This is a genomic window from Actinokineospora baliensis (genome assembly GCF_016907695.1).
GTDB lineage: Bacteria > Actinomycetota > Actinomycetes > Mycobacteriales > Pseudonocardiaceae > Actinokineospora > Actinokineospora baliensis.
In genome coordinates this window covers 6,821,845-6,843,908 of sequence record NZ_JAFBCK010000001.1, presented here as the reverse complement: position 1 = coordinate 6,843,908, position 22,064 = coordinate 6,821,845, and the positions used below count along the sequence as shown (strand labels likewise).

Here is a 22,064-nt window from a genome sequence, read left to right as displayed (position 1 = left end):
CCATGGTGGCACGCCGGTCAGAGCGGCCGGACGCTGTCGGCGATCGAGGCCAGGTCGGCGTCCTTGGCCGTCGGCGGTGTCGCCGGACCGCCCTCGGTGTCGCCGTTGACCACCAGCAGCCGCAGGTCGGTGCCGTCGTCGAGCAGCACGACCACCAGCTTCCCCTTGCCTGCCAGGCACTGGTCGCCCGCGCTGGTCACCTCGGCCTCGACGCGCACACCCTTGTACTGCTTGTCGTCCGCGCCGGTCACGGTGATCGCCTTCGGTGTGCCCGTGACCACGTCCACGGCCGTGCCGCCGTTGTAGAACTCGGTGCCGAACGCCTTCGCGATCTCGGTGGCCCGCTGGTCCAACTCGCCCTTGGCGACCTTGCCGCCGCCCACGACGCCGCGGCTGTAGTTCTTGCCGCCGCAGTCGTAGGGGGTGAGCCCGACCAGATGGTCGATGGCCACGCCCGGCAACGACTTCAGCGTGATCGGTTGCGCCGACTCGACCGGTGTCCACGTGTCCGGCACGGCGTAGGAGATCTTGGCCGTGTCGTTCTCGATCACTCGGCCCGCCCGCTTGGTGGTGGTCGTGGTCGTCGTCTTGCGGCTGGTGGTCGTCGAGGTCGGGCCCGTGGTGGTGGTCGCCGTCGTGCTGCTCGGGGGCAGGGCCGGGGTGCTGGACTGCTGCTGCAGCAGCACGACCGCGGTCACCGCACCCACGACCAGCACGATTGCCACCACCGACAGGACGATCACGAGCCTGCGCCGGTCGGGTTTGGGTGGGCCCGGGTAGAAGCCCAGGCCCTGGTAGTCGCCGCCGGGGTAGGTCATGGGCGCCGACAGTACCGGTCGGACAGTCCCGCCGCCGTTGACCCGGTCACCGTCGGGGCCGGACGCTGTCGGCCATGCCGCGCAGGTCGTCCCCGGAGGCGGTGGGCGCGGTGTCGCCGCGGTCGTCGGTGTCGGCGCTGAGCACCACCACCGCCGTCCCCGCCGCGGTGGCCAGCGCGACGACCGTGACCACGCCCCTGGTGCTGGCGCACCGGTCGGCGACCTCACCGGCGGTCACCTCCGCGTCGGCCCTGATGAGCGTGCCGCGGGCCCCGTCCCGCACGATCGGCGTCGGCCGCGACAGCGTCACCTTCGCCGTCTGGCTGCCGTCGCTGTACTGGTCGGCGGCGATGGCCGCCGCCAACTCCGCGGCCACCTCGGCGGGGTCGCCGTCGACGCGCCCGCTGCCCGCGAACGCCCGCCCGTACTCGGCGCCCTGGCACAGGTAGGTCCCGAAGTCCGCGAGGTGGGTGAGCACCGCGCCGGAGGACGACTCCAGCGTCTCGGTCTCCGGGGCGAGCGCCCAGTTCGACGGCACCTCGTAGCGCAGGCCCGCCGCGTCGTCGTCGACGACCTGCCAGCCGGGCAGGTTGGGGGAGGCGGGGGCGGCCGGTCGGGTCCTGGTGGGCGGGACTGCGGTCACGTGCGGGGCGTCCGGGTCGTCCTCGTGCGATCTGAGGACGGCGACGGTGGCCAGGACCGCCACGGCCGCCGCGAGCGAGAGGGCCGCGACGGCCGCCCGCTGGGTGCGCACCGGATGACCGTAGCCCAGCCGGACCGGGGTCGGTCCGGCAGTCGATTTCAACACGCGTTGACTTCCGTGCCGCGCGGGCCCTACCCTGGCGGCGTAATTCAACGACTGATGAATCCGGAGAACCCGATGTCCAGCTCCCGCCTGGTCGCCCTGCTCGCGGTCGTGGGTGCCGCGGTCGCCGCCGTCCTCGGCCTGCTCACCTTCGGCAGCCAGGCCAGCGCCCGCCCCGACGGCGTCCCGCTCGCCGTCGCGGCCGCCGACCCGCTGCGCCCGGCGGCCGAGAAGATCGCCGCCCACGGTGGCGAGGCCGTCGCCTGGCGGGTCGAGACCCCCGACGGCGCTCGCCGGGCCCTGGCCGACAAAGAGGTCTACGGCGTGCTCGAACTCGGCGCGGGCGGGGCGACGATCGTGCTGTCCGGCGCGGTCAACCCGCAGGGCACCCAGGTCGCCCAGCAGGTGCTCACCGGGGCCGCCGCCGCACTCGGTGGCCAGGTCCGCACCGAGATGATCTCCCCGGCGAGCACGGCGGGCCGGACCGCGCCGCTGGCCGCTTCCGCGCTGCTGTGGATCGGCGGGCTCGTCGCGGGCGCCGGGCTCGTGGTGCTCGGCGGCAGGCTGGGCGTGAAGGCCGAGCCCGCGCACCGCATCGGGCTGATCGCGGGGGTCAGCGTCACCGGGGTCGCCGTTGTCGCGGGGTTCCTGGCCCTGTGGGATTCCGGGCTACCGCTGGACTTCGCCGTCCTGGGCTACCTCTTGCTCACCGCGGTCGCCTTCGTCGCACTGCAAGGCGCGCTGCTGCACCACCTCGGCATCCGCGCGATGGCCCTGCTCGGGCCGCTCTACCTGATCGCCCCGGCGGTGGCGGGGCAGGTCCCGGAGATGCTCGACCCGGCCTACCGCGCGCTCTTGTGGTCCTGGACGCCGTTCCGGTTCGCCGCCGAGGGGCTCCGCAGCCTCCTGCAGGGCACGCCTGACGCGCCGGACGTGACGCTGGGCCTGCTCGTGCTCGGCGGCATCGCCGTGGCCGGACTCGTCGCGGTCGTCCTGCCGAACGCGCGCAAGGCCGCTCAGCCCGCCAAGTAGCTCAGCCTGACCTTGCGCACCGGGTTGTCCACATTGGTGTCCACCAGGCAGATCGACTGCCACGTGCCCAGCATCATCCGTCCACTGAGGACGGGGATGCTGGCGTACGGCGGTACCAGCGCGGGCAGCACGTGGTCGCGGCCGTGACCGGGCGAGCCGTGCCGGTGCCGCCAGGCGAAGTCCTTCGGCAGCAGCGCCCGCAACGCGGCGAGCAGGTCGTCGTCGCTGCCCGCGCCCGTCTCCAGCACCGCGACCCCGGCGGTGGCGTGCGGGACCCAGACGTGCAGCAAGCCGTCCACCGCGCCCGCCTCGGCCAAGAACTCCGCGCACCGGCCGGTCAGGTCGTGGACGACCTCGGTGTCGCCGGTCGTGATCTCGAACTCCTCGCTGTGCACCCCACCCACCGTACTGTTTTGGACGTGCGCACCGCCTTTGGAGAGCTGTTCGACGTCCCGACCGGGTACCTCAACTCCGCGAGCATCGGCGTGCCGCCCGCCCGCGTGGTCGCCGCCGTCGGGGCCGCTGTCGAGCGGTGGGGACGCGGCGAGGACCCTCCGCCCGTGTTCGACCCGCACGTCGCGACCGCGCGCGCGGCGTGGGCGGGCCTGGTCGGGGCAGACCCGGCCGAAGTCGCCATCGGCGCGAGCGTCTCGCAGCTCGTCGCCATGGTCGCCGCCGCTGTGCCGGACGGCACCCGGGTGCTCACCGCCCGGGGCGAGTTCACCAGTGTGACCTTCCCGTTCGCCGCCCAAGGCCACCGCGGCGTCACCGTCACCGAGGTGGATCCCACCGACCTGGTCGACCACGCCCCCGGCCACGACCTGGTCGCCGTCAGCGCCGTGCAGTCCGCGGACGGGGTGATCGCCGACCTGCCGGGCCTGCGCGCCGCCGGAACGCGCGTCCTGCTCGACGTCACCCAGGCCCTCGGCTGGCTCCCCATGGACCTGACCTGGGTCGACTGGGTCGTCGGCGCCGGATACAAGTGGCTCGTATCCCCGCGCGGCGCCTCTTGGCTCGCGGTCCGCCCCCAGGCCCGCGAGTGGACCCGGCCCGTCGCCGCAGGCTGGTACGCCGGAGAAGACCCGTGGGACTCGATCTATGGCCTGCCGCTGCGCCTAGCGGACAGTTCGCGCGCCTACGACATCGGCCCGGCCTGGTTCTCCCAAGTCGGCGCCGCCGCAGCGCTGCCGTGGCTCGCTAGCCTCGACCAGGTCGCAGTGCGTGACCACGTCGTTGGGCTCGCCGACAGCCTCTTAGCCCAGCTGGACCTGCCACCGCAGGGCTCCGCGATCGTCGCCCTCGACCTGCCCGGTGCCGCCGAACAACTCGCGGAAGCGGGTGTTCGCTGTGCCAACCGGGCAGGCCGCACCCGGCTCGCCTTCCACCTCTACAACACCGCCGAAGACGTCGACGTGGCGGTCGCCGCAATCCGACGTGGACGACTCGGATGAAACGGGTCGAATGACACCGGCGGGCCACACCAACTACTGTCAGCGTTCGTGTCGGATCCCCAGCGCCCCGGACCGCCTTGGCCCCCCGAGCAGTACAACCGCTCCGGGGAGACCGAGTGGATCCCGCGCGTGCAAGCGGGCCGACGCCCCGACGAACCGTTCCGCTTCCAGGAGCAGGCACCCGCCCCGACCGGCAACCCGGCGCTGACCTGGGCGTTGCGCATCGCGGGCCTGGTCGCCATCGCCGTGATCTCCGGATTCGTGTTCTGGTACGTGCAGGGCGAGAGCACCCAGCAGACCACCCCGAGCACCGAGCAGACCCGACCGAAGGCCCCGGGCGTCTACACCTTCGTCGCCCACCCGGATGTCCCCCGACCGAGGGTCGACAGCGACTGCCAGCAGCACGCCTACGGCAAGACCAAGCAGCTGCTCTCGCAGCCGGGCCAGTGCACCAAGGTCACCCAGGCCATGTACACCGCCGACGTCGGCGGCAAGCAGGCGCTGGTCTCGGTGTCGGTCGTGCACATGGCCGACAAGGAGAAGGCCGCGGGCCTCATCGCGCTCACCAACGAGGACGAGACCGGCAACGTCAACGACCTGGTCCGCGAGGGCGTCGTCAAAGCCGCCCCGCTCAAGTCGGTCAGCAACGGCTACGACTCCCAGCTCAACGGCACCGTCGTGGTCATCGTCGAGGCCGACTACGCCCCCTCGGGCGGCAAAGCGGTCGGCACGAAGGCGGACAAGCCCCAGCTCGACAAGGTCTGCGCCGACGCGCTGCGGCTCGGTGCCGAGATCGACCCCGACACCGGCGGCTGAACCCGTCGGCGTGAAGTGACGCGAAACTCCTACTCCCGGGCCCGCGCCGCCCGATACCACGCCTGAGGAGTGCCACCGGTGCTCGGTGGCGCCGTCGGCGCGGGCTCGTCCGCGCACCGGACAGGGAGAGGCTCGCATGGCTGATTCAGGGACTCGCAACCCGCTGCGGCGCAGTGTCGGCACCCGGGTGTTCAGCGCTTTCCTCGTGCTCGCCGTCGTCGTCATCGCGCTCGGCGTGTTCAGCCTCACCCAGCAGGCGAACGTCAGCGACCGGGCCGCCTCGATCTCCGAGGACACCGTCACCCCGCTGGTGGACGTCAAGTCCGTGCAGACCAACAACCTCTCCGCGCTGACCACCGACGTGGTCATGGAGACCGTCAAGGACCCCGGCGCCCTGGAGAGCCTGGCCAAGGGCCGCGACCAGCAGCTCGCCGACACCGACGCCGCCTTCGCCAAGCTGGCCGGCAGCATCCCGGCCGAGCTGCAGCCGATGCTCACCCAGCTCAAGAGCGACAACGAGACCTTCTGGACCTCGCACAAGAACCGCCGCGCCGCCACCGCCGCCGGTGACACCGCCAACGAGGTCAAGTACAACCAGGAAGCCCAGCAGAACCTGCCCAAGGTCACCGCCGACTTCGCGAACCTGACCGACGCGCTGGTCCGCTACGCCGAGACCCAGCGCCAGGAGATCGCGGACATGACCGCCACCTCCCGCTGGCTGACCATCGGCGTCATCGCTGCCGCCGTGCTGCTGGCCCTCACCCTCGGCTGGCTGCTGACCCGCAGCATCCGCAGGCCGGTCCGCGGCCTGCAGGACTACGCCAACCGGGTCGCCGCGGGCGACCTCACCCAGAAGCTGTCCGTGAGCTCGCAGGACGAGATCGGCGAGATGGGCCGGGCGCTGCACCACGCGGTCAACGAGATCCGCACCGTCGTCTCCGACGTCGCCGAGTCCGCCTCCGGCCTGGCCGGGTCCGCCGACCGGCTCGCCGCCACCAACGGCAGGCTCACCGACGCCGCGGGCTCCACCTCGCACCGCGCCGGTGAGGTGTCCAACGCCGCGGGCCGCGTGTCCGACAGCGTCGGCACCGTCTCCGCCGCCGCCGACGAACTCGGCGCCTCCATCCGCGAGATCGCCGCGAACACCTCCGAGGCGGCCAAGGTCGGCGCCGAGGCCACCGCCACCGCCCAGCACACCAACGACATCATCACCCGCCTCGGCTCCTCCTCGGCCGAGATCGGCGACGTCCTCAAGACCATCCGCTCCATCGCCGAGCAGACCAACCTGCTGGCGCTCAACGCCACCATCGAGGCCGCCCGCGCCGGTGACGCGGGCAAGGGCTTCGCCGTCGTCGCCGGTGAGGTCAAGGACCTGGCCCAGGAGACCGCCAGCGCCACCGAGGACATCGGCCGCCGGGTCGCCGCGATCCAGGCCGACACCGAGGCCGCCGTGGCCGCGATCGGGCAGATCGTGCAGGTCATCGACCGGGTCAACCAGTTCCAGTCGGCCATCGCGGTGGCCGTCGAGGAGCAGTCGGCCACCTCCGACGAGGTCAGCCGCAGCGTCTCGGAAGCCGCCAACGGCACCAACGCCATCGCCTCCGCCATCACCGAGGTCGCGGGCGCCGCCGACGAAACCTCCCGCGGCGTCACCGAAGCCGAACAAGCCACCTCGGAGCTCACCCGCCTCAGCGGCAGGCTCCAGGAAATGGTCACCCGCTTCACGTACTGACCGCTCCAGTACCGAACGCGGGTCCGGTGACCGGGCAGGGCTCCACCCCAAGGGAGCCCTGCCCGGTTTCGCCTTGTCCGGGGACGTCCGTGGGGCCAATGGCTGGCCTGAGAACACTGGGGGCGTGCTCGACGGCCGACCGGGAGGGTGCGGCTCGAAGGTGTCGGGTTGGCCGCGACATCGGCCGTGCGGTTCAGCACCTCTCGATCGGGGCCTGGGGCTGGCGTGGAGCACGGGGCGTGCTCGACGACCGCCCGGTACGCCGCTGCGGAGTGCGCGGCCCGAAGTGCCGAGCCAGCTGCGGGCGAGCCTCAGCGACACAGGGTGCGGATGGGGTGATTCCCGCCGCCGGGCGGCGGGAATCCGACATCGGCGATGCGGTTCAGCCGGGGCCTAGGGCTGGCCAGCACGCCGCTGCGGAGGGTGCGGCTCGAAGGTGCCGGGCTGGCCCCGGCGGCACAGCGGGCTGGTGGGTTGATCCCCGCCGTGGCGGCGTGGATCCGACATCGGCGGTGCGGTTCAGCACCCGTCGTCCGGGTCTAGGGCTGGCCTGGGAGTACGGGAGTCAGGGGGGTGATTCCCGCCGTCTTGCGCCATCGGGTGGCGCGGACCGCTGACTCGGTCAGGGCGAGGGCGGCGTTGGCCCGGACATCGGCGGCGACCTCGGCGTCGGTGCGTTCCAGGACGGCGCGCCAGGCGACTGTGCAGTCCTGTTCCGCGTCGATCACCAGGGTCAGGGCTGAGGCTTGGTCGGTCACCGGTTTGGGGGGTAGGTACGCGGGTTCGGCCGGGGCCGGGGTGGCACCGGAGGCGCCCAGGAGTCGCTCGGTGGTGTCGCGGCGGGTTCGGTGGGCTTGGGCGCCGTCCCCGATCGGCTTGTCGAACGAGGCCGGGAGGAAGGCGCTGACCAGGCCGTACACCCACACGGCGGCGTGTTCGGCGCCCAGGGCGGCCTGGACCGCGGCCAGCGAGTCCTGTGCCAGCGGTGCCCGGGTGGGCGGCACCGACGTCGACACCGGCTGGGTTGTCGGTTGGGTCATGCCAGCACCTCCACCAGGCACGCGCACCCCGCCGCGACCGAGCCGACCAGCCCGGCCCGGTACCTGGGCAGCGTGGCCACCAGGGCCGTCGCTTCCTGCTGGGCTTTGGTCAACGACTCGACCAGGGCCTTCGGGTCTGCCGGGGGAGTGGGGGCCTGAGTCGTGGTCGGTGCGCCGGACGAGGAGGGCTTGGGCGGGCGTTCGCGGTCCATCTCGGCCCGCAGCACCCGCGCGTGCTCGGCCCTGGCGTCCGCCACCGCCGTCGCACCCAGTGCCCGGGCGGTGGTCGCGTCCGCCAATGCCCGTGCCTCCAATTCGGCCAGCGGGTCCGGTGGTGGCGGTGCGGCCTGCGTCGGCGTGCAGGCCGCCAGCCCGACCGCGGACGCCGCCAGCAGCAGTGCGCGGCGGCTGAGGGATCCGGTGGTGCTCACGGTCGGTCATCCTGCCAGGCCCGGGTTCGGGCGGTCGGGGAGTCGGGATGATCGCCTGCGGCGGCTGTCCCATGGCGGGCGAGATACGCTAGGTGACCACGGTGGGCGGGTGTACCGCCGACCGGCAGACAATCGCACCATCGACCAGAACAGGGAGCGGCCACGGTGGCCAACCAGGGACAAGGCGACCACGTCACGGCCGAGCTGGAACCCGTGGTGGCGGGCGCCATCGCCGCGGCCGGGTTCGAGCTCGAGCAGCTCGACGTCGCCCAGGCCGGGCGCAGGCGGCTGGTGCGGGTCGTGGTCGACGGCGACGACGGGGTCGGCCTCGACGAGGTCGCCGTGGTCAGCCGGGCCGTCTCGGCGGTGCTCGACGAGCACGACGCCGTCCTCGGCGGGCCCTACACCCTCGAGGTCACCTCACCGGGGGTGGACCGGCCGCTGACCCGGCCCCGGCACTGGCGGCGGGCCAAGCTGCGGCTGGTCAAGATCCGCCCGGTGGAGGGCGCGGAGTTCACCGCAAGGGTCGGGGCGGCCGATGAGGACCCCGAAGGCGGTGTCCAGGTGCTGCTCGACGGCGAGCTGCGCCGGGTCACCTACAGCGAGGTCGCGCACGCCGTGGTCGAGGTGGAGTTCAAACAACCGCCGGTGGCGGAGATGGCGATGCTCGAAGGTCGGGCGTCCGGTACTGAGGAGGACGCGCGATGAACGTGGACATCGCGGCGCTGCGGGCGATCGAGCGCGACAAGGACATCCCGTTCGAGACGGTCATCGAGGCCATCGAGACGGCGCTGCTGACCGCCTACAAGCACACCGAGGGGCACCAGCCGCACGCGCGCATCGACATCGACAAGCGCACCGGCCTGGTCAGGGTGCTGGCCTACACGACAGGCGCCGACGGCGAGGTCGACGAGGAGTGGGACGACACCCCCGAGGGCTTCGGCCGGATCGCGGCGACCACCGCCAGGCAGGTCATCCTGCAGCGGCTGCGCGACGCCGAGCACGAGCGCACCTTCGGCGAGTTCTCCGCGAAGGAGGGCGAGATCGTCGCGGGCGTGGTGCAGCGCGACACCCGGGCCAACTCCCGGGGCATGGTGGTCGTGCAGGTCGGCGACACCGAGGGCGTGCTGCCCGCGGTCGAGCAGGTGCCGGGCGAGAACTACGAGCACGGCACCCGCATCAAGTGCTACGTGGTCGGCGTCACCCGGGGAACACGCGGGCCGCAGATCACGTTGTCGCGAACGCACCCCAACCTGGTGCGCAGGCTCTTCGCCCTGGAGGTGCCCGAGATCGCCGACGGCACGGTGGAGATCCCGGCGGTCGCCCGCGAGGCCGGGCACCGCTCGAAGATCGCGGTCCGCTCGACCGTCGCCGGGGTCAACGCCAAGGGCGCCTGCATCGGCCCGGTCGGCGCCCGGGTGCGCAACGTGATGAGCGAGCTGGCCGGGGAGAAGATCGACATCATCGACTACTCCGACGACCCGGCGACGTTCGTGGGCAACGCGCTCTCGCCCGCGAAGGTGGTGTCGGTCACGGTCGTCGACGAGCGGGCCAAGACCGCCAGGGTGGTGGTCCCGGACTTCCAGCTGTCGCTGGCCATCGGCAAGGAGGGCCAGAACGCCCGGTTGGCGGCGCGGTTGACCGGGTGGCGCATCGACATCCGCAGCGACGCGGCGGCGGGCGCGCAGGCGGCTCCGGTATCCGGTTCTGCTGACTGAGCCGGACAAGATAGACTTTCCCATGGTTCGCCATCAACACCCGGTTTCCACGCGCCTGCCTGGGGCAACCCCGGTGCGCACCTGCGTGGGGTGCCGGGCTCGGGTGGCGGCCGCGGAACTGCTGCGAGTGGTGCACGCGGACGGGGACCTGGTCCCCGATCCGCGGCGCAGGATGCCGGGCCGGGGCGCGTGGGTGCACCCCGACCCAGGGTGTCTGGCCAAGGCCGAGAAGCGGCGGGCGTTCCCCAGGGCCCTGCGGGTCCAGGACGCGCTCGACGTGGCCGGTCTGCGATCGGAGATCGAGCGGATCGCGGGCGGTGTCGGGACGGGATACTCCCGTCCCGTGGAGGAACAGAGGAAGCAGGTCGACCCGTCATGAGTCAGCCGTGAAGCTGAAGACATGATCGCGCGACGATAGGACGAGGTCGACGGGACTGCCGCCGGCCTCATCAGACGAGGAGAGCAGTGGCAGGCAAGGCCCGTGTGCACGAGCTGGCGAAAGAGCTCGGAGTCACCAGCAAGGATGTACTCGCCAAGTTGAAGGACCTGGGCGAGTTCGTGAAGTCGGCGTCCTCCACCGTGGAGGCGCCCGTGGCCCGCAGGTTGCGGGACGCCTACCCGGGCAAGGGCGAGGCCAAGCCAGGCCCCCGACCCGGCCCCAAGCCGACCCCGCGCCCCCCGGCGCCGCGCCCGGAGGCAGCAGCCCCCGCCGCGCAGGCCCCGGCGGCCGCGAGCAGCGCCCCGAGCGCACCGGCACCCGCGCCGACTCCGGCGCGGCCCCCGGCACCGGCGCAGACCGCGTCGTCGTTGCCGCCCAAGCCCGGATTCGTCCCCGGTCCGCCGCGGCCCAAGCCCGCGCCGCGCCAGGCCGAGCCGGTCCGCGAGCAGCAGGCCCCGGCCGCTGCCGCGCAGGCTCCGGCCGCCGCGCCCGCGACGCCCCCCGCGCCCAAGCCCGCCCAGCGCCAGGAGCGGTCAACGCCGCCCCAGCAGGGTGGTCAGGGCGGCGGGGTCGTCCCGCCGCGGACCCAGTCCCCGAAGCCGGGGCCGCGCGCGCCCCGGCCGGGCAACAACCCGTTCGGCGTCGGTGGCGGAGCCCCGTCGCCCCGGCCGGGCGCGCCCCGGCCCGGTGGTGACCGGCCCGCCGGTGGCGGTGCCCCCGGTGGCGACCGCCCGCCGCGTCCCGGTGGCGACCGGCCCGCGGGTGGTCCCCGTGGTGACCGGCCCGCAGGCCCGCGTCCCGCGGGTGGCCCGAACCCCGGCAACATGCCGCCCCGGCCCAACCCCGGCATGATGCCGCCCCGGCCCGCCCGCCCCGCGGGTGGCGGTCGCGGCGGTCCTGGTGGCGGTCCCGGCGGTGCCCGTGGTGGCCCCGGCGGCGGCCCGCGCGGCGGTCCCGGTGGGGGCGGCGGTGGCGGCTTCCGCGGTGGCCCCGGTGGCGGTGGCGGCGGCGGTGGTTTCCGCGGCGGTCCCGGTGGCGGTGGCGGCGGCGGTGGTTTCCGCGGTGGCCCCGGTGGCGGTGGCGGCGGTGCCCCGGCCGGTGGTGGCGGTGGTTTCCGCGGCGGTGGCGGTGGTGGCGGCGGTCGCCCCGGTGCCGGTGGTCGCGGTGGCGCGGCGGGTGCGTTCGGTCGGCCCGGTGGGCCGTCGCGGCGCGGCCGCAAGTCCAAGCGCCAGAAGCGCCAGGAGTACATGGACAACATGCAGGCGCCCAGCGTCGGTGGTGTCCGGCTGCCCAAGGGCAGCGGCGAGGTCATCCGGCTCGCCCGCGGCGCCTCGCTGACCGACTTCGCCGACAAGATCAACGCCAACCCGGCTTCGCTGGTGCAGGTGCTGTTCCACCTCGGCGAGATGGTCACCGCGACCCAGTCGGTCTCCGACGAGGTCTTGGAGCTGCTCGGCTCGGAGATGAACTACACCGTGCAGGTCGTGTCCCCCGAGGAGGAGGACCGCGAGCTGCTCGACTCGTTCAAGATCAGCTACGGCGAGGACGCCGGTGACGAGGACGACCTGCAGGCCCGCCCGCCGGTCGTGACCGTCATGGGCCACGTCGACCACGGTAAGACCCGCCTGCTCGACACCATCCGCAAGACGACGGTGCACGAGGGCGAGGCCGGTGGCATCACCCAGCACATCGGCGCCTACCAGGTCGCGACCTCCCTGGAGGACCGCGAGCGGCTCATCACCTTCATCGACACCCCCGGTCACGAGGCGTTCACCGCCATGCGTGCCCGCGGTGCGCAGGCCACCGACATCGCGGTGATCGTGGTCGCCGCCGACGACGGCGTCATGCCGCAGACGGTGGAGGCGATCAACCACGCCCAGGCGGCCGCCGTGCCGATCGTGGTCGCGGTGAACAAGATCGACAAGGAAGGCGCCAACCCGCAGAAGATCCGCCAGCAGCTCACCGAGTACGGGCTGGTGGCCGAGGAGTATGGCGGCGACACCATGTTCGTCGACATCTCGGCCAAGCAGGGCACCAACATCGAGGGCCTGCTCGAGGCGATCCTGCTCACCGCGGACGCGGCGCTGGACCTGCGGGCGAACCCCGACATGGAGGCCCAAGGCGTGGCGATCGAGGCGCACCTCGACCGCGGTCGCGGTCCGGTGGCCACGGTCCTCGTGCAGCGCGGCACCCTGCGCGTCGGCGACTCGATCGTGGCGGGCGACGCCTACGGTCGCGTCCGGCGCATGGTCGACGAGTTCAACGAGGACATCCTGGAGGCGACCCCGTCGCGTCCGGTCCAGGTCATCGGCTTCACCTCGGTGCCGGGAGCGGGCGACACGTTCCTCGTCGTCGAGGAGGACCGCACGGCGCGCCAGATCGCCGAGCGGCGGGCAGCCAGGAACCGGGCCGCGCAGAACGCGCAGAAGCGCAAGCGCATCAGCCTGGAGGACCTGGACGCCGCGCTGAAGGAGACCAGCCAGCTCAACCTGATCATCAAGGGCGACAACTCGGGTACCGTCGAGGCACTCGAGGACGCGCTCACGAAGATCGACGTCGGCGACGAGGTCGAGCTGCGGGTGATCCACCGCGGCGTCGGCTCGATCACCGAGGGCGACATCAACCTGGCCATCGCGGACAACATCATCGTGATCGGCTTCAACGTCCGCGCCGAGGGCAAGGCCACCGAGCTGGCCAACCGCGAGGGCATCGATGTCCGCTACTACTCGGTGATCTACCAGGCCATCGACGAGATCGAGGCGGCCCTCAAGGGCATGCTCAAGCCCATCTACGAGGAGGTGGAGCTCGGCCGCGCCGAGATCCGCGACGTGTTCAAGTCCTCGAAGGTCGGCACGATCGCGGGCTGCATGGTCACCTCGGGCGAGATCCGGCGCAACTCCAAGGCCCGGCTCATCCGCAACGGCGTGGTCATCCAGGAGGCCCTGCCGGTCAGCTCGCTGCGCCGGTTCAAGGACGACGCCGTCGAGGTCCGCGAGGGCTTCGAGTGCGGTCTGACGCTCGGCTCCTACAGCGATCTCCAGGTCGACGACATCATCGAGACCTACGAGATGCGCGAGAAGCCGCGCACGTAAGTGGCAACCACCCCGGGGGCCGTCCGCGGCCCCCGGGGTTCCCTACTCACCCTCTTCGGTGATGCCTGGTGTACGTCGGTGCCCTGGAACTGGACCTCCTGCTCGGAGACGTCCACTCCCTCAAGCAGAAGCGCTCGGCGGTGCGGCCGGTGGTGGCGGAGCTGCGCAAGCGGTTCGAGGTCGCCGCCGCCGAGGCGGGTCACCTCGACCTGCACCGCAGGGCCCTGATCGGCGTCTCGGCGGTCGCCGCCGACGCCGGGCACGTCACCGACGTCCTCGACGCCTGCGAACGGCTGGTCGCCGGGCGCCCCGAGCTGGAACTGCTGTCGGCTCGGCGCAGGCTGCTCGGGCCGGACGACTGATCACCGACCGAACACGGAAAGAAGGAGCGTCGTGGCCGACGCACCCCGCGCGCGCAAGCTCGCCAAGCGCATCTCGCAGATCGTGGCCTCGGCACTGGAGCACGAGGTGAAGGACCCCCGGCTGGCCCGGGTCACCATCACCGACGCCAAGGTGACCGCGGACCTGCACGACGCGACGATCTACTACACGGTGCTCGGGGACAAGCTCGACGCCGAGCCCGACCACACCGCGGCCAAGGCGGCGCTCGACAGCGCCACCGGCGTGCTGCGCACCCTGGTCGGCCAGGGCACCGGCGTCCGCTTCACCCCCACCCTGACCTTCATCGCCGACACCGTCCCCGACGACGCCCGCCGCATCGACGACCTCCTGGCCCGCGCCAGGGCCGCCGACGCCGAGGTTGCCGCCAGGGCTTCCGGTGCCGCCTACGCGGGCGAGGCAGACCCGTACAAGGCCCCGCGCGCCGACGACGAAGACGACGACTGACAATCGTTTCCTCCGTCGTTCGGGTGACGGGGTACTAGCGCTATCGGGCGACAACCGGAAAGATTCCGGGGTACGGAGAGTCGTCGGGGCGTCTCCGAGATCGGCCGTTCCGGGGAGCGCATGTCCGGGTTGTCCCGCCGCCAGGTGATCGCGGCGTCGGTGGGGGGTGTGGCCACCACGGTGGGTCTCGGGCTGTTCGGCGCCTGGGCGCTGCGCCGCGACGAGACCCCGGCGGCCAGTGACGCGCGGACCCCCATCCCGACCGAGATGGGGCCGACCACCACCACGCGGCCGCCCAAGCTGCTCGAGGTGCGCACCGTGAAGTCCGCGGCGCGCAACCGCGAGGTCGAGGTCGTCGCCTTCCGCCCGGACGGGGTCGCGCCGGGCACGCTGCCGGTCTGCCTGGCCCTGCACGGTCGGGGCGCGCGGGCCAGGGTCTTCACCGGTCTTGGCGTCGGCGGCCAGCTCAGCGCCGCGGCGGCGTACGCGGTGGTGGCCGTCGACGGTGGCGATTCCTACTGGGTGAAGACCTCGGCCAAGGACGACCCCGTGGCGATGCTCACCGACGAACTGCCCGGCTGGCTGACCGACCTCGGCCTCAACCCGCGCCCGTTCGCCGTGCTCGGCGTCTCGATGGGGGCTTACGGGGCCCTCAACTACGTGCGCGACCACCCGGACGCGGTGCGCGCCGCCGCGGTGATCAGCCCGGCGGTGTTCACCTCCTGGACCGAAGCGCGGGCGCGCGGGGTGTTCACCACCCGGGCCCAGTGGGAGCAGACCGAGCCGCTGCGTCACATCGATGCCCTCCGCGGGGCGAAACTCGGTGTATGGTGCGGCACAGCCGATCCGCTACTGCCCTCGGCCAACCGGCTCATCGATACGGCGCGACCCGCCGTGGCCAGGACCGCGCCAGGGGGCCACGACGCCGACTACTGGACCACGGTCGTGCCCGAGGCGTTGTCGTTCATAGGCTCGCACATCTGACCCGAGTGGTGTAGACCTATTGTTCCGCACCGGCCCGAGCGGTCGCTGTTCGCGTCGGGGCTGCCCGCCGAGGCGGTGCTGACCACCGATCATCCCACCACGGGAGTTCCACAGTGGACGGACGTTGGACCAGACGCGGGTTCCTCATCGCCGGGGCGGCCGCGGTGGCCGCGGCGGGCTGCGGTGCCCGCCAGCAGCAGCAGACCCCGGCCGCGCCGCCCAAGGCCCTGCCCAGCAGCGCGCCCCCGGTCGACTCGACCTCGGTGAGCAACCTGATCTGGCGCTCCTCGATCGGCGACGTCAAGATGATCGTGATGCGCCCGCGCGAGGTCACCGGGCCGCTGCCGGTCTGCCTGGCGCTGCACGGCGAGGGCACCGACGCCAACCAGTTCGTCGAGATCGGGCTGCCGCCGCTGCTCACCGCGACCGTGCGGGCCGGGACCAGGCCCTTCGCGGTGGTCGCGGTCGACGGCGGCACCAACAGTTGGCTCGGCGCGCCGCAGACGATGCTGGCCAAGGAGCTGCCGGACTGGCTCAGCCGCGCCGAACTCGCCGACACCCCGTTCGCCGTGCTGGGCATCTCCTCCGGTGCGGTCGGGGCGTTCGAGTACGCCCGCACCCCGGGCCTGGCGCTGCTGACCGCGGTCAGCCCCGCGGTGTTCACCGACTGGTCCGACGCGGAGAAGTTCGGCGGCTACACCGACGAGAAGCAGTGGCAGCGCACCGAGCCGCTGCGCAACCTCACCGCGGTCGCCGGACTGCCCTTCGCGGTCTGGTGCGGCACCGACGACCCGCTGCTGCCCGCCGCCCGTGAACTGGCCCAACGCACCAAGGCGAACCCGGCGGTCTTCGGCGACGGCGACCACACGACGGCCTACTGGAAGAAAGTCCTCCCGGAGGTATTGCGCAACATCGGCGACTCGCTCGGCAAGAAAACACCCTGACCGACGGTGGCAGAAGAGCCCTGACCGGGCGGCGGTCGGGTTGCCCGGTTGGGTGGCGGGTCCCCGTGGTGATCTTGGGCCTGCCCGGGGTCTTCGGCGACGGAAATCCAAGGCGGGCCTGGCGGCGCTTGGTGATCGCTCGGCGCCGCTCTGGTGACCAGGTCGCAGGAGACCCGTGACCGGGGCGGCAGGAAGCCGTCCTGACCTGAGCCCGCCTGGTGATCCGACTGGACAGCGTGCCCGTGCGCGGGAACCCTGGGTGGAGTGGGAACTGATCTTGCCGCCGACCTGGCCGCCGCCGCTGACCTGCTCCGCACCGCTACCGATGTGACGCTGCTGGCGCACGTCAGCCCGGACGCCGATGCCCTGGGGAGCGCGCTGGCGCTGGGCATGGCGCTGCACGCGCGCGGGGCGGTGGTCCGGGTCTCCTTCGGGTTCCCGGCCGAGGTGCCGCGGTCGCTGCGCGGGCTGGACCCGGTCGGGCTGGTCGTGCCCGCCGCCGAGGTTCCCGCCGTCCCCTCGCTGCTGGTGGCGCTCGACTGCGCCAGTGAGCAGCGGCTCGGGCAGTTGGTGGACCGGGTGCCCGCCACCACCGCCGCGGGCGGTCGGGTGCTGGTGGTGGACCACCACGTGGCCAACACCCGGTTCGGCACCGACCACGTGCTCGACGAGACCGCCCCGGCCACCGTGGTGCTGGTGCTCGCGCTGCTCGACGAGCTCGGCGCCGAGCTGACCCCGGCGATCGCCACGTGCCTGTATGCGGGCCTGATCGGCGACACCGGGTCGTTCCGCCGGGCCACCCCGGACACGCACGCCACCGCGGGGCGCCTGATCGCCGCGGGGGTCGACCCGACCGCGGTGGCCAGGGAGCTGATGGACTCGCACCCGTTCGGCTGGTTGCGGATGGTGTCGTCGGTGCTGGCGCGCGCGCAGTTCGTACCGGACGCGGTGGACGGGCAGGGGCTGGTGGTGACCGTGGTGTCGCTGACCGACCTGGTCGGCCTCGACCCCGAGGACGCCGACAGCGTGGTCGACCTGGTCCGCACGGTCGACGGGGCCGAGGTCGCCGCGGTGGCCAAGGAGCTCACCCCCGGGCGCTGGTCGGTGTCGCTGCGCGCGGTGGGCTCGGCCGACGTGCGCGCGGTCGCGGCCTCGCTCGGCGGCGGCGGGCACCGGCTGGCCGCCGGGTTCCCCGCGCAGGGGTCGGCCGAGGACGTGCTCGTGCTCATCAAGAACGCCTTCGCCTGAGCCGTCCACACCGGAGCGCACGGGGGCGTCGCGGCCGTGGTGTGGACCACTGGGTGACCGGGTCGGGACCCGGTGTGACCCGGCCGCGGCGAAAGCGCGACTTCTCGACGTTTTCCGCCGGTCACGTGATGGCCTGATGGTATAAACCATTCGTTGCCGGGCGTGTGGGTCGGGACGTGCGCCGCCGGTGGTTCGCCGACTCGATCAGGTGGTGCTGATGTCCTCGACCAAGGTCACGCTGCTCGTGCTCGCCTGCGCGCTGGTGGTCACCGGGTGCGGGTCCGGCGGAGGCGGGGCGGACCCGGCCGCCGGGGCGCCGCAGGGGCCCCAGGCGTTCCTGGTCTCCGACTGCCCGGACGCGGGGATCCGGCCCGACGGGGACAAGGAGTTCACCTACTGGTCGATGTGGAACGCCGACGAGCCGCAGGGGCAGGTGCTGAGCAAGGCGATCCGCTGCTTCACCGACAAGACCGGCGTCAAGGTCAACGTGCTGTGGCTGGGCCGCGACCTGCTGACCCGCAACGTCGCGCCCGCGCTCAACACCGGCACCGTGCCCGACCTGTTCGACCAGGACGTCAGCCAGGTCATGGCGTCGGTGGTCAGCGCGGGCGGCACCCAGCCGGTGGAGGACGTGCTGGACTACAAGGTCGGCGAGGGGGAGCTGAAGGTCCGCGACGTGCTGCCCGCGGCTTCCTACGACTTCCCGCAGAACAAGGGCCCGGACGGCAAGATCTTCGAGATACCGTACGTGGTGTTCGGGTCCGCCTGGTGGTACGACCGCGCCGTCGCCGGGCTGGTGACCCCGCCGAAGACCACGGACGAGCTGTTCGGGTTGTTCGACAACGCCAAGGCCTCCGGTGTCGCCGCGCTCGCCCAGGACGGCGACCGGCCGGTGTCGAACGCGTCGCTGTTCACCCAGGCGGCGTTGCGCTTCCTCGGCGCGGGCGGGGTGGTCAAGGCGGCGCAGGACAAGACCGGTGAGGTGTGGCGCAACGACGTCGGCCTCTACCAGGCCGCCGAGTTCGTCGAGAAGATCGCCAAGGGCCGGTACCTGGCCCCGGGCTGGGACTCGGCGAAGTACCCGACCCTGCAGCAGCGCTGGGCCGACGGCGAGGCCGCGTACCTGTCCATGCCGGGCTGGTTGCCCGGCGAGTCCAAGCGGTACCTGGAGAAGAAGGGCGAGGGGCGCACCCTGAGCCTGGCCTCGTTCCCGTTCCCGCAGCCCACCGCCGCGACGCACACCGTCGTCGAGCGGATCCCGGTCGGGTTCGCCATCACCGCCAAGGCGAAGAACCCGGGCGCGGCCAAGGCTTTCATCGCCTACGTGCTCAACAAGGACATCCTCTCCGGCGTCCCCGCGGTCGCGGACAACCTGACCCCGCGCGCCGACCTCGCCGTCCCGGAGTCACAAAAGGACATCAAGGCGGGCTTGACCGACCCCGGCGCCGAGCAGGCCATCTACCTCGACGGCGTCAACGCCCTCGCGGGCGGCGCCTGGGCCGAGACCGTCCTCTACCCGCTCACCGACACCCTCCTGCGCGGCGACATCTCGGCCGCCGACTTCATCGACGCCATGGCCGACCGCCAGGCCAAGTTCTGGAAGACGGCCAAATAAGCTTGATCGATACCCCTGGCGATCACCGGGCGGTGTGACACCCGGCTGCGTATCGTCAGCGCCGTGGACCGAGCCTCGTTGCGGCAGATCCTCGGACTGGCCGTGCCCGCCCTGCCCGTTCTCGCCGCCGAGCCGCTCTACCTGCTCGTGGACACCGCGGTCGTCGGTCACCTCGGCGGTGTCCAACTGGGTGCCCTGGGGATCGGCGCGGTCGTCCTGGCGCAACTGTCCACCCAGCTCACGTTCCTGTCCTACGGCACCACGGCCCGCGCGGCCCGGCTGCACGGGGCCGGGCGCGGGGCCGAGGCCGCCGCCGAGGGGGTGCAGGCGACGTGGTTGGCGGTGGGGCTGGGGTTGGTGCTGGTGGGGGTCGGCCAGGCGGTGGCCGGGCCGGTGGCGCGGGCGTTGGCCGGGTCGGGGGACATGGCCGCGGCCGCCGAGGGGTGGCTGCGGATCGCGCTACTCGGCGTGCCGATGGTCCTGATCACCCTGGCGGGCAACGGCTGGATGCGCGGTGTGCAGGACACCCGGCGACCACTGTGGTACGTCCTGGCGGGCAACGGCGTCTCGGTCGTGCTGTGCCCGACGTTCGTCCACGCCCTCGACTGGGGACTCGACGGTTCCGCGGTGGCCAACGTCATCGGGCAGGCGGTGGCCGCGGTGTTGTTCCTCGGCGCGCTGCGGGGACACGCGCAACCGCCGCGGCCGCGGGTGATCTGGGCGCAGCTGAAGCTGGGGCGCGACTTCGTGTTGCGCAGCCTGGCGATGCAGGCCTGCTTCCTGTCCGCCGCCGCGGTCGCCGCCAGGACCTCGGTCGGCGCGGTGGGCGCGCACCAGGTTGTTCTCCAACTGTGGACGTTCCTCGCCCTGGTGCTCGACTCGCTGGCCATCGCGGCGCAATCGCTGGTCGGCGCGGCGCTCGGCGCCGGAGCGGCTCGACGCGCCCGCGACCTCAGCGGACAGTTCGCCCGCTACGGCCTGGTCTTCGGCGTCGCCCTGGGACTCCTGTTCGCCGGACTGTCCCACGTGCTCCCACGCGCGTTCACCACCGACCCCGCCGTCCTCGCCGAGATCCCCCACGCCTGGTGGTTCTTCGTCGCCATGCAACCCGTGGCAGGCGTGGTCTTCGCCCTCGACGGCGTCCTCTTCGGCGCGGGCGACATCGCCTACCTCCGCACCGCCACCCTCGCCTCGGCCATGGTCGGCTTCCTGCCCCTGATCTGGCTGTCCCAAGCCTTCGACTGGGGACTGGCCGGGATCTGGACCGGCCTCACGCTGTTCATCGTGCTGCGCCTGATCACCCTGCTGGCCCGCATGCGCACCGGCCGCTGGGCGGTCACCGGAGCGATCCGGTAGCCGCGAACACGGTTGCGGTGAACTCCGCCGGTGGCCGGTACCGGTGTGCCTCGATGAGGTGGAAGATCGTCCAGGGCACGTGGAAGGGCGCACCGCGGTCGCGGGGGAGCGTGATCGCGCTCATCCCGAAGCCTGCTGGATCCGGTGGGATGGCGCGCTCGAGGCACACCGGGCACAGGTAGGTGCCGCCGCTGCGCCAACTCCAGTGCGTCGTCCACAGTGCGCGCAGGGCATCGACCAGGCGAGCGTCGGGCGCTGCGGTGTCGAACGGCATTCCCGGCGTCAGCCAGCCCACGTGGGTGTGCTCGTCGCCATGGCGGTCGGTCGCGGTGCCCATCTCCGGGAACGGGCCCGGCACCAGCGAGTGGTACGGCCCCGCTCCCTCCGCCGCCGCGACCGCGGCTTCCACGAAAGCACCCGGGGGTCGATAGTGGTGTGCGGCCACGTAGTGCGCGATCAACGTCGGTGCCGCGTAGACCGTGCCGTCCGTGCCTCGGACCTCGATCTCCGCTGATCCCAAGTGGACTGATCCGGTCGGCGATTCCTCGGTCTCCACGCGGATACCGCGGTCCCGCGTTGGGCAAAGCCGACAACCGTGGGATCCCCGCGTCTGTCGCACCCGGTGCGACTGAGCGAGCCGGACCAAGGCGCTGACAAGCACCGGGTCGGGCTCCTCAGGAACGGAGGGCAAGGCGTCTCCGAGCCACCCCACGTTGAGCGTCTTGGCGGGAGGAGACTCCTCGTCAGCCGAGTCCCAGTACTCGTAGCGGCTCAGGTCCGCGTACTCAGTCACAGTTCCCCTTGCTACGTCACGTTGAGGGCGACCAGGGCCTTGGCCGTCGTGCCCTCGTCGACCCCCAGGGCGACGGCTTTGCCTGCCGGGTCGAAGAGTCCGTAGGTGCCCTCGATGCCGCCCGCCGGGATGCGCTTGCCGTGGGACAGGGCCAGGGCTTCGACGCGGTCCAGGTCGCGGCGGGGGAAGGCGGCGGAGACGGCGGCTTCCATGTTCAAGGACAGGGCCGGGTCCTCCTCCAGGGCCTCCAGGGTGCGGGCCATGCGCAGGTCGAACGGGCCGACCGTGGTTCGGCGGAGGGCGCCGAGGTGGCCGCCGACGCCGAGGGCGGTGCCGAGGTCTCTGGCCAGGGCCCGGACGTAGGTGCCGGAGGAGCAGTCGACCATGACGTCGAGTTCCAGGGTGGACTCGGTGCGGGTGGTGGCCAGCAGGTCGAAGCGGAAGACCGTGACCGGGCGGGCCGCCAGGTGGACCTCCTCGCCCGCGCGCACGCGGGCGTAGGCCCGCTTCCCGTCGACCTTGACCGCGCTGACCGAGCTCGGGACCTGTTGGATCGGGCCGGTGAGGGCCGCGATCCCGGCCGCGATGGCCTCGTCGGTGACGCCGGCCGGGTCGGCGGTGTCGAGGACCTCGCCCTCGGCGTCGTCGGTGGTGGTGGCCACGCCGAGGCGGATGGCGGCCAGGTAGGTCTTGCGGTCGAGCGCCAGGTGCCCGAGCAGCTTGGTCGCCCGTTCCACGCCGAGCACGAGGACGCCGGTGGCCATCGGGTCGAGGGTGCCCGCGTGGCCGACCTTGCGGGTTCCGATGATCCTGCGGACCCTGGCCACGACGTCGTGGGAGGTCATGCCGGGGGCCTTGTCGACGACGATGAGGCCGGGGGGGACTGCTGCACGCTGAGACACGA

General features: G+C 72.6%; 22 protein-coding genes. 15 read left to right on the top strand and 7 right to left on the bottom strand.

What is annotated here, in order from left to right; all coding sequences use genetic code 11:
- Positions 1-17: 17 nt before the first annotated feature.
- On the bottom strand, positions 18-818 hold the full coding sequence (locus JOD54_RS30365) for a DUF8017 domain-containing protein (protein ID WP_204455370.1): 801 nt from the start codon (positions 816-818) through the stop codon (positions 18-20).
- A 46-nt stretch (positions 819-864) separates the two neighbouring features.
- Complete coding sequence (locus JOD54_RS30360; RefSeq protein ID WP_204455369.1) at positions 865-1,572, bottom strand: DUF8017 domain-containing protein; 708 nt, start codon at positions 1,570-1,572, stop codon at positions 865-867.
- 126 nt (positions 1,573-1,698) lie between these two features.
- On the opposite strand from JOD54_RS30360, the gene JOD54_RS30355 reads away from it, so the two are divergent.
- Positions 1,699-2,655, top strand: coding sequence for a YhgE/Pip domain-containing protein (locus tag JOD54_RS30355; RefSeq protein ID WP_307860409.1), 957 nt, complete (start codon positions 1,699-1,701; stop codon positions 2,653-2,655).
- Here the strand turns inward: JOD54_RS30355 and JOD54_RS30350 are convergent.
- On the bottom strand, positions 2,640-3,050 hold the full coding sequence (locus JOD54_RS30350) for a YjbQ family protein (protein ID WP_204455368.1): 411 nt from the start codon (positions 3,048-3,050) through the stop codon (positions 2,640-2,642). The two genes, JOD54_RS30355 and JOD54_RS30350, sit on opposite strands and share 16 nt — an antisense overlap.
- Positions 3,051-3,074: 24 nt before the next feature.
- On the opposite strand from JOD54_RS30350, the gene JOD54_RS30345 reads away from it, so the two are divergent.
- The 3 genes from JOD54_RS30345 to JOD54_RS30335 all read left to right on the top strand — a co-directional run bounded on the left by JOD54_RS30345 (position 3,075) and on the right by JOD54_RS30335 (position 6,654).
- Positions 3,075-4,106, top strand: coding sequence for an aminotransferase class V-fold PLP-dependent enzyme (locus JOD54_RS30345; protein ID WP_204455367.1), 1,032 nt, complete (start codon positions 3,075-3,077; stop codon positions 4,104-4,106).
- A gap of 48 nt (positions 4,107-4,154) precedes the next feature.
- A complete protein-coding gene (locus JOD54_RS30340) occupies positions 4,155-4,922 on the top strand; it encodes a hypothetical protein (RefSeq protein ID WP_204455366.1) in 768 nt (255 codons plus the stop codon).
- Between the two features lie 136 nt (positions 4,923-5,058).
- Entirely contained in the window at positions 5,059-6,654 is a 1,596-nt protein-coding gene (locus JOD54_RS30335; RefSeq protein ID WP_204455365.1) for a methyl-accepting chemotaxis protein, read from the top strand.
- A 539-nt stretch (positions 6,655-7,193) separates the two neighbouring features.
- On the opposite strand, the gene JOD54_RS30330 is transcribed toward JOD54_RS30335, so the two are convergent.
- Together JOD54_RS30330 and JOD54_RS30325 are read right to left on the bottom strand one after the other, a co-directional pair.
- Positions 7,194-7,694, bottom strand: coding sequence for a ferritin-like domain-containing protein (locus JOD54_RS30330; protein WP_204455364.1), 501 nt, complete (start codon positions 7,692-7,694; stop codon positions 7,194-7,196).
- Positions 7,691-8,125, bottom strand: coding sequence for a hypothetical protein (locus JOD54_RS30325; RefSeq protein ID WP_204455363.1), 435 nt, complete (start codon positions 8,123-8,125; stop codon positions 7,691-7,693). Before JOD54_RS30325 ends, JOD54_RS30330 begins: the two co-directional genes overlap by 4 nt.
- A gap of 165 nt (positions 8,126-8,290) precedes the next feature.
- Between JOD54_RS30325 and rimP the strand changes: the two genes are divergently transcribed.
- The 11 genes from rimP (at position 8,291) to JOD54_RS30270 (ending at position 20,367) form a co-directional block, all read left to right on the top strand.
- The gene (gene rimP / locus JOD54_RS30320) at positions 8,291-8,833 is read left to right on the top strand and encodes a ribosome maturation factor RimP (protein WP_204455362.1); all 543 of its coding nucleotides are present in this window, start codon (positions 8,291-8,293) and stop codon (positions 8,831-8,833) included.
- Positions 8,830-9,843: a transcription termination factor NusA gene (gene nusA / locus JOD54_RS30315; protein ID WP_204455361.1), complete on the top strand. Its 1,014-nt coding sequence runs from the start codon at positions 8,830-8,832 to the stop codon at positions 9,841-9,843. The genes rimP and nusA overlap by 4 nt, the downstream gene beginning before the upstream one ends.
- Positions 9,844-9,946: 103 nt before the next feature.
- Entirely contained in the window at positions 9,947-10,222 is a 276-nt protein-coding gene (locus JOD54_RS30310) for a YlxR family protein (RefSeq protein WP_372440363.1), read from the top strand.
- A gap of 86 nt (positions 10,223-10,308) precedes the next feature.
- Complete coding sequence (gene infB, locus JOD54_RS30305) at positions 10,309-13,374, top strand: translation initiation factor IF-2 (protein WP_204455359.1); 3,066 nt, start codon at positions 10,309-10,311, stop codon at positions 13,372-13,374.
- 68 nt (positions 13,375-13,442) lie between these two features.
- Positions 13,443-13,736, top strand: a complete 294-nt coding sequence (locus JOD54_RS30300) for a DUF503 domain-containing protein (RefSeq protein WP_204455358.1) — start codon at positions 13,443-13,445, stop codon at positions 13,734-13,736.
- A gap of 31 nt (positions 13,737-13,767) precedes the next feature.
- Positions 13,768-14,220, top strand: a complete 453-nt coding sequence (rbfA, locus tag JOD54_RS30295; protein ID WP_204455357.1) for a 30S ribosome-binding factor RbfA — start codon at positions 13,768-13,770, stop codon at positions 14,218-14,220.
- 120 nt (positions 14,221-14,340) lie between these two features.
- Positions 14,341-15,204: an alpha/beta hydrolase gene (locus JOD54_RS30290; RefSeq protein ID WP_204455356.1), complete on the top strand. Its 864-nt coding sequence runs from the start codon at positions 14,341-14,343 to the stop codon at positions 15,202-15,204.
- Between the two features lie 113 nt (positions 15,205-15,317).
- Positions 15,318-16,148: an alpha/beta hydrolase gene (locus tag JOD54_RS30285; protein ID WP_204455355.1), complete on the top strand. Its 831-nt coding sequence runs from the start codon at positions 15,318-15,320 to the stop codon at positions 16,146-16,148.
- Between the two features lie 264 nt (positions 16,149-16,412).
- Complete coding sequence (locus JOD54_RS30280; protein ID WP_204455354.1) at positions 16,413-17,396, top strand: DHH family phosphoesterase; 984 nt, start codon at positions 16,413-16,415, stop codon at positions 17,394-17,396.
- Positions 17,397-17,613: 217 nt separating this feature from the next.
- Positions 17,614-19,011, top strand: a complete 1,398-nt coding sequence (locus JOD54_RS30275; RefSeq protein ID WP_239573555.1) for an ABC transporter substrate-binding protein — start codon at positions 17,614-17,616, stop codon at positions 19,009-19,011.
- Positions 19,012-19,074: 63 nt separating this feature from the next.
- Positions 19,075-20,367 (top strand): MATE family efflux transporter, encoded by a 1,293-nt coding sequence (locus tag JOD54_RS30270; protein ID WP_204455353.1) that lies wholly within the window; start codon positions 19,075-19,077, stop codon positions 20,365-20,367.
- Here JOD54_RS30270 and JOD54_RS30265 read toward each other — a convergent pair.
- Positions 20,348-21,160 (bottom strand): DUF7919 family protein, encoded by an 813-nt coding sequence (locus tag JOD54_RS30265; RefSeq protein ID WP_204455352.1) that lies wholly within the window; start codon positions 21,158-21,160, stop codon positions 20,348-20,350. The genes JOD54_RS30270 and JOD54_RS30265 overlap by 20 nt on opposite strands.
- Positions 21,161-21,171: 11 nt before the next feature.
- Positions 21,172-22,062, bottom strand: a complete 891-nt coding sequence (gene truB, locus JOD54_RS30260; protein ID WP_372440362.1) for a tRNA pseudouridine(55) synthase TruB — start codon at positions 22,060-22,062, stop codon at positions 21,172-21,174.
- Positions 22,063-22,064: the final 2 nt, after the last annotated feature.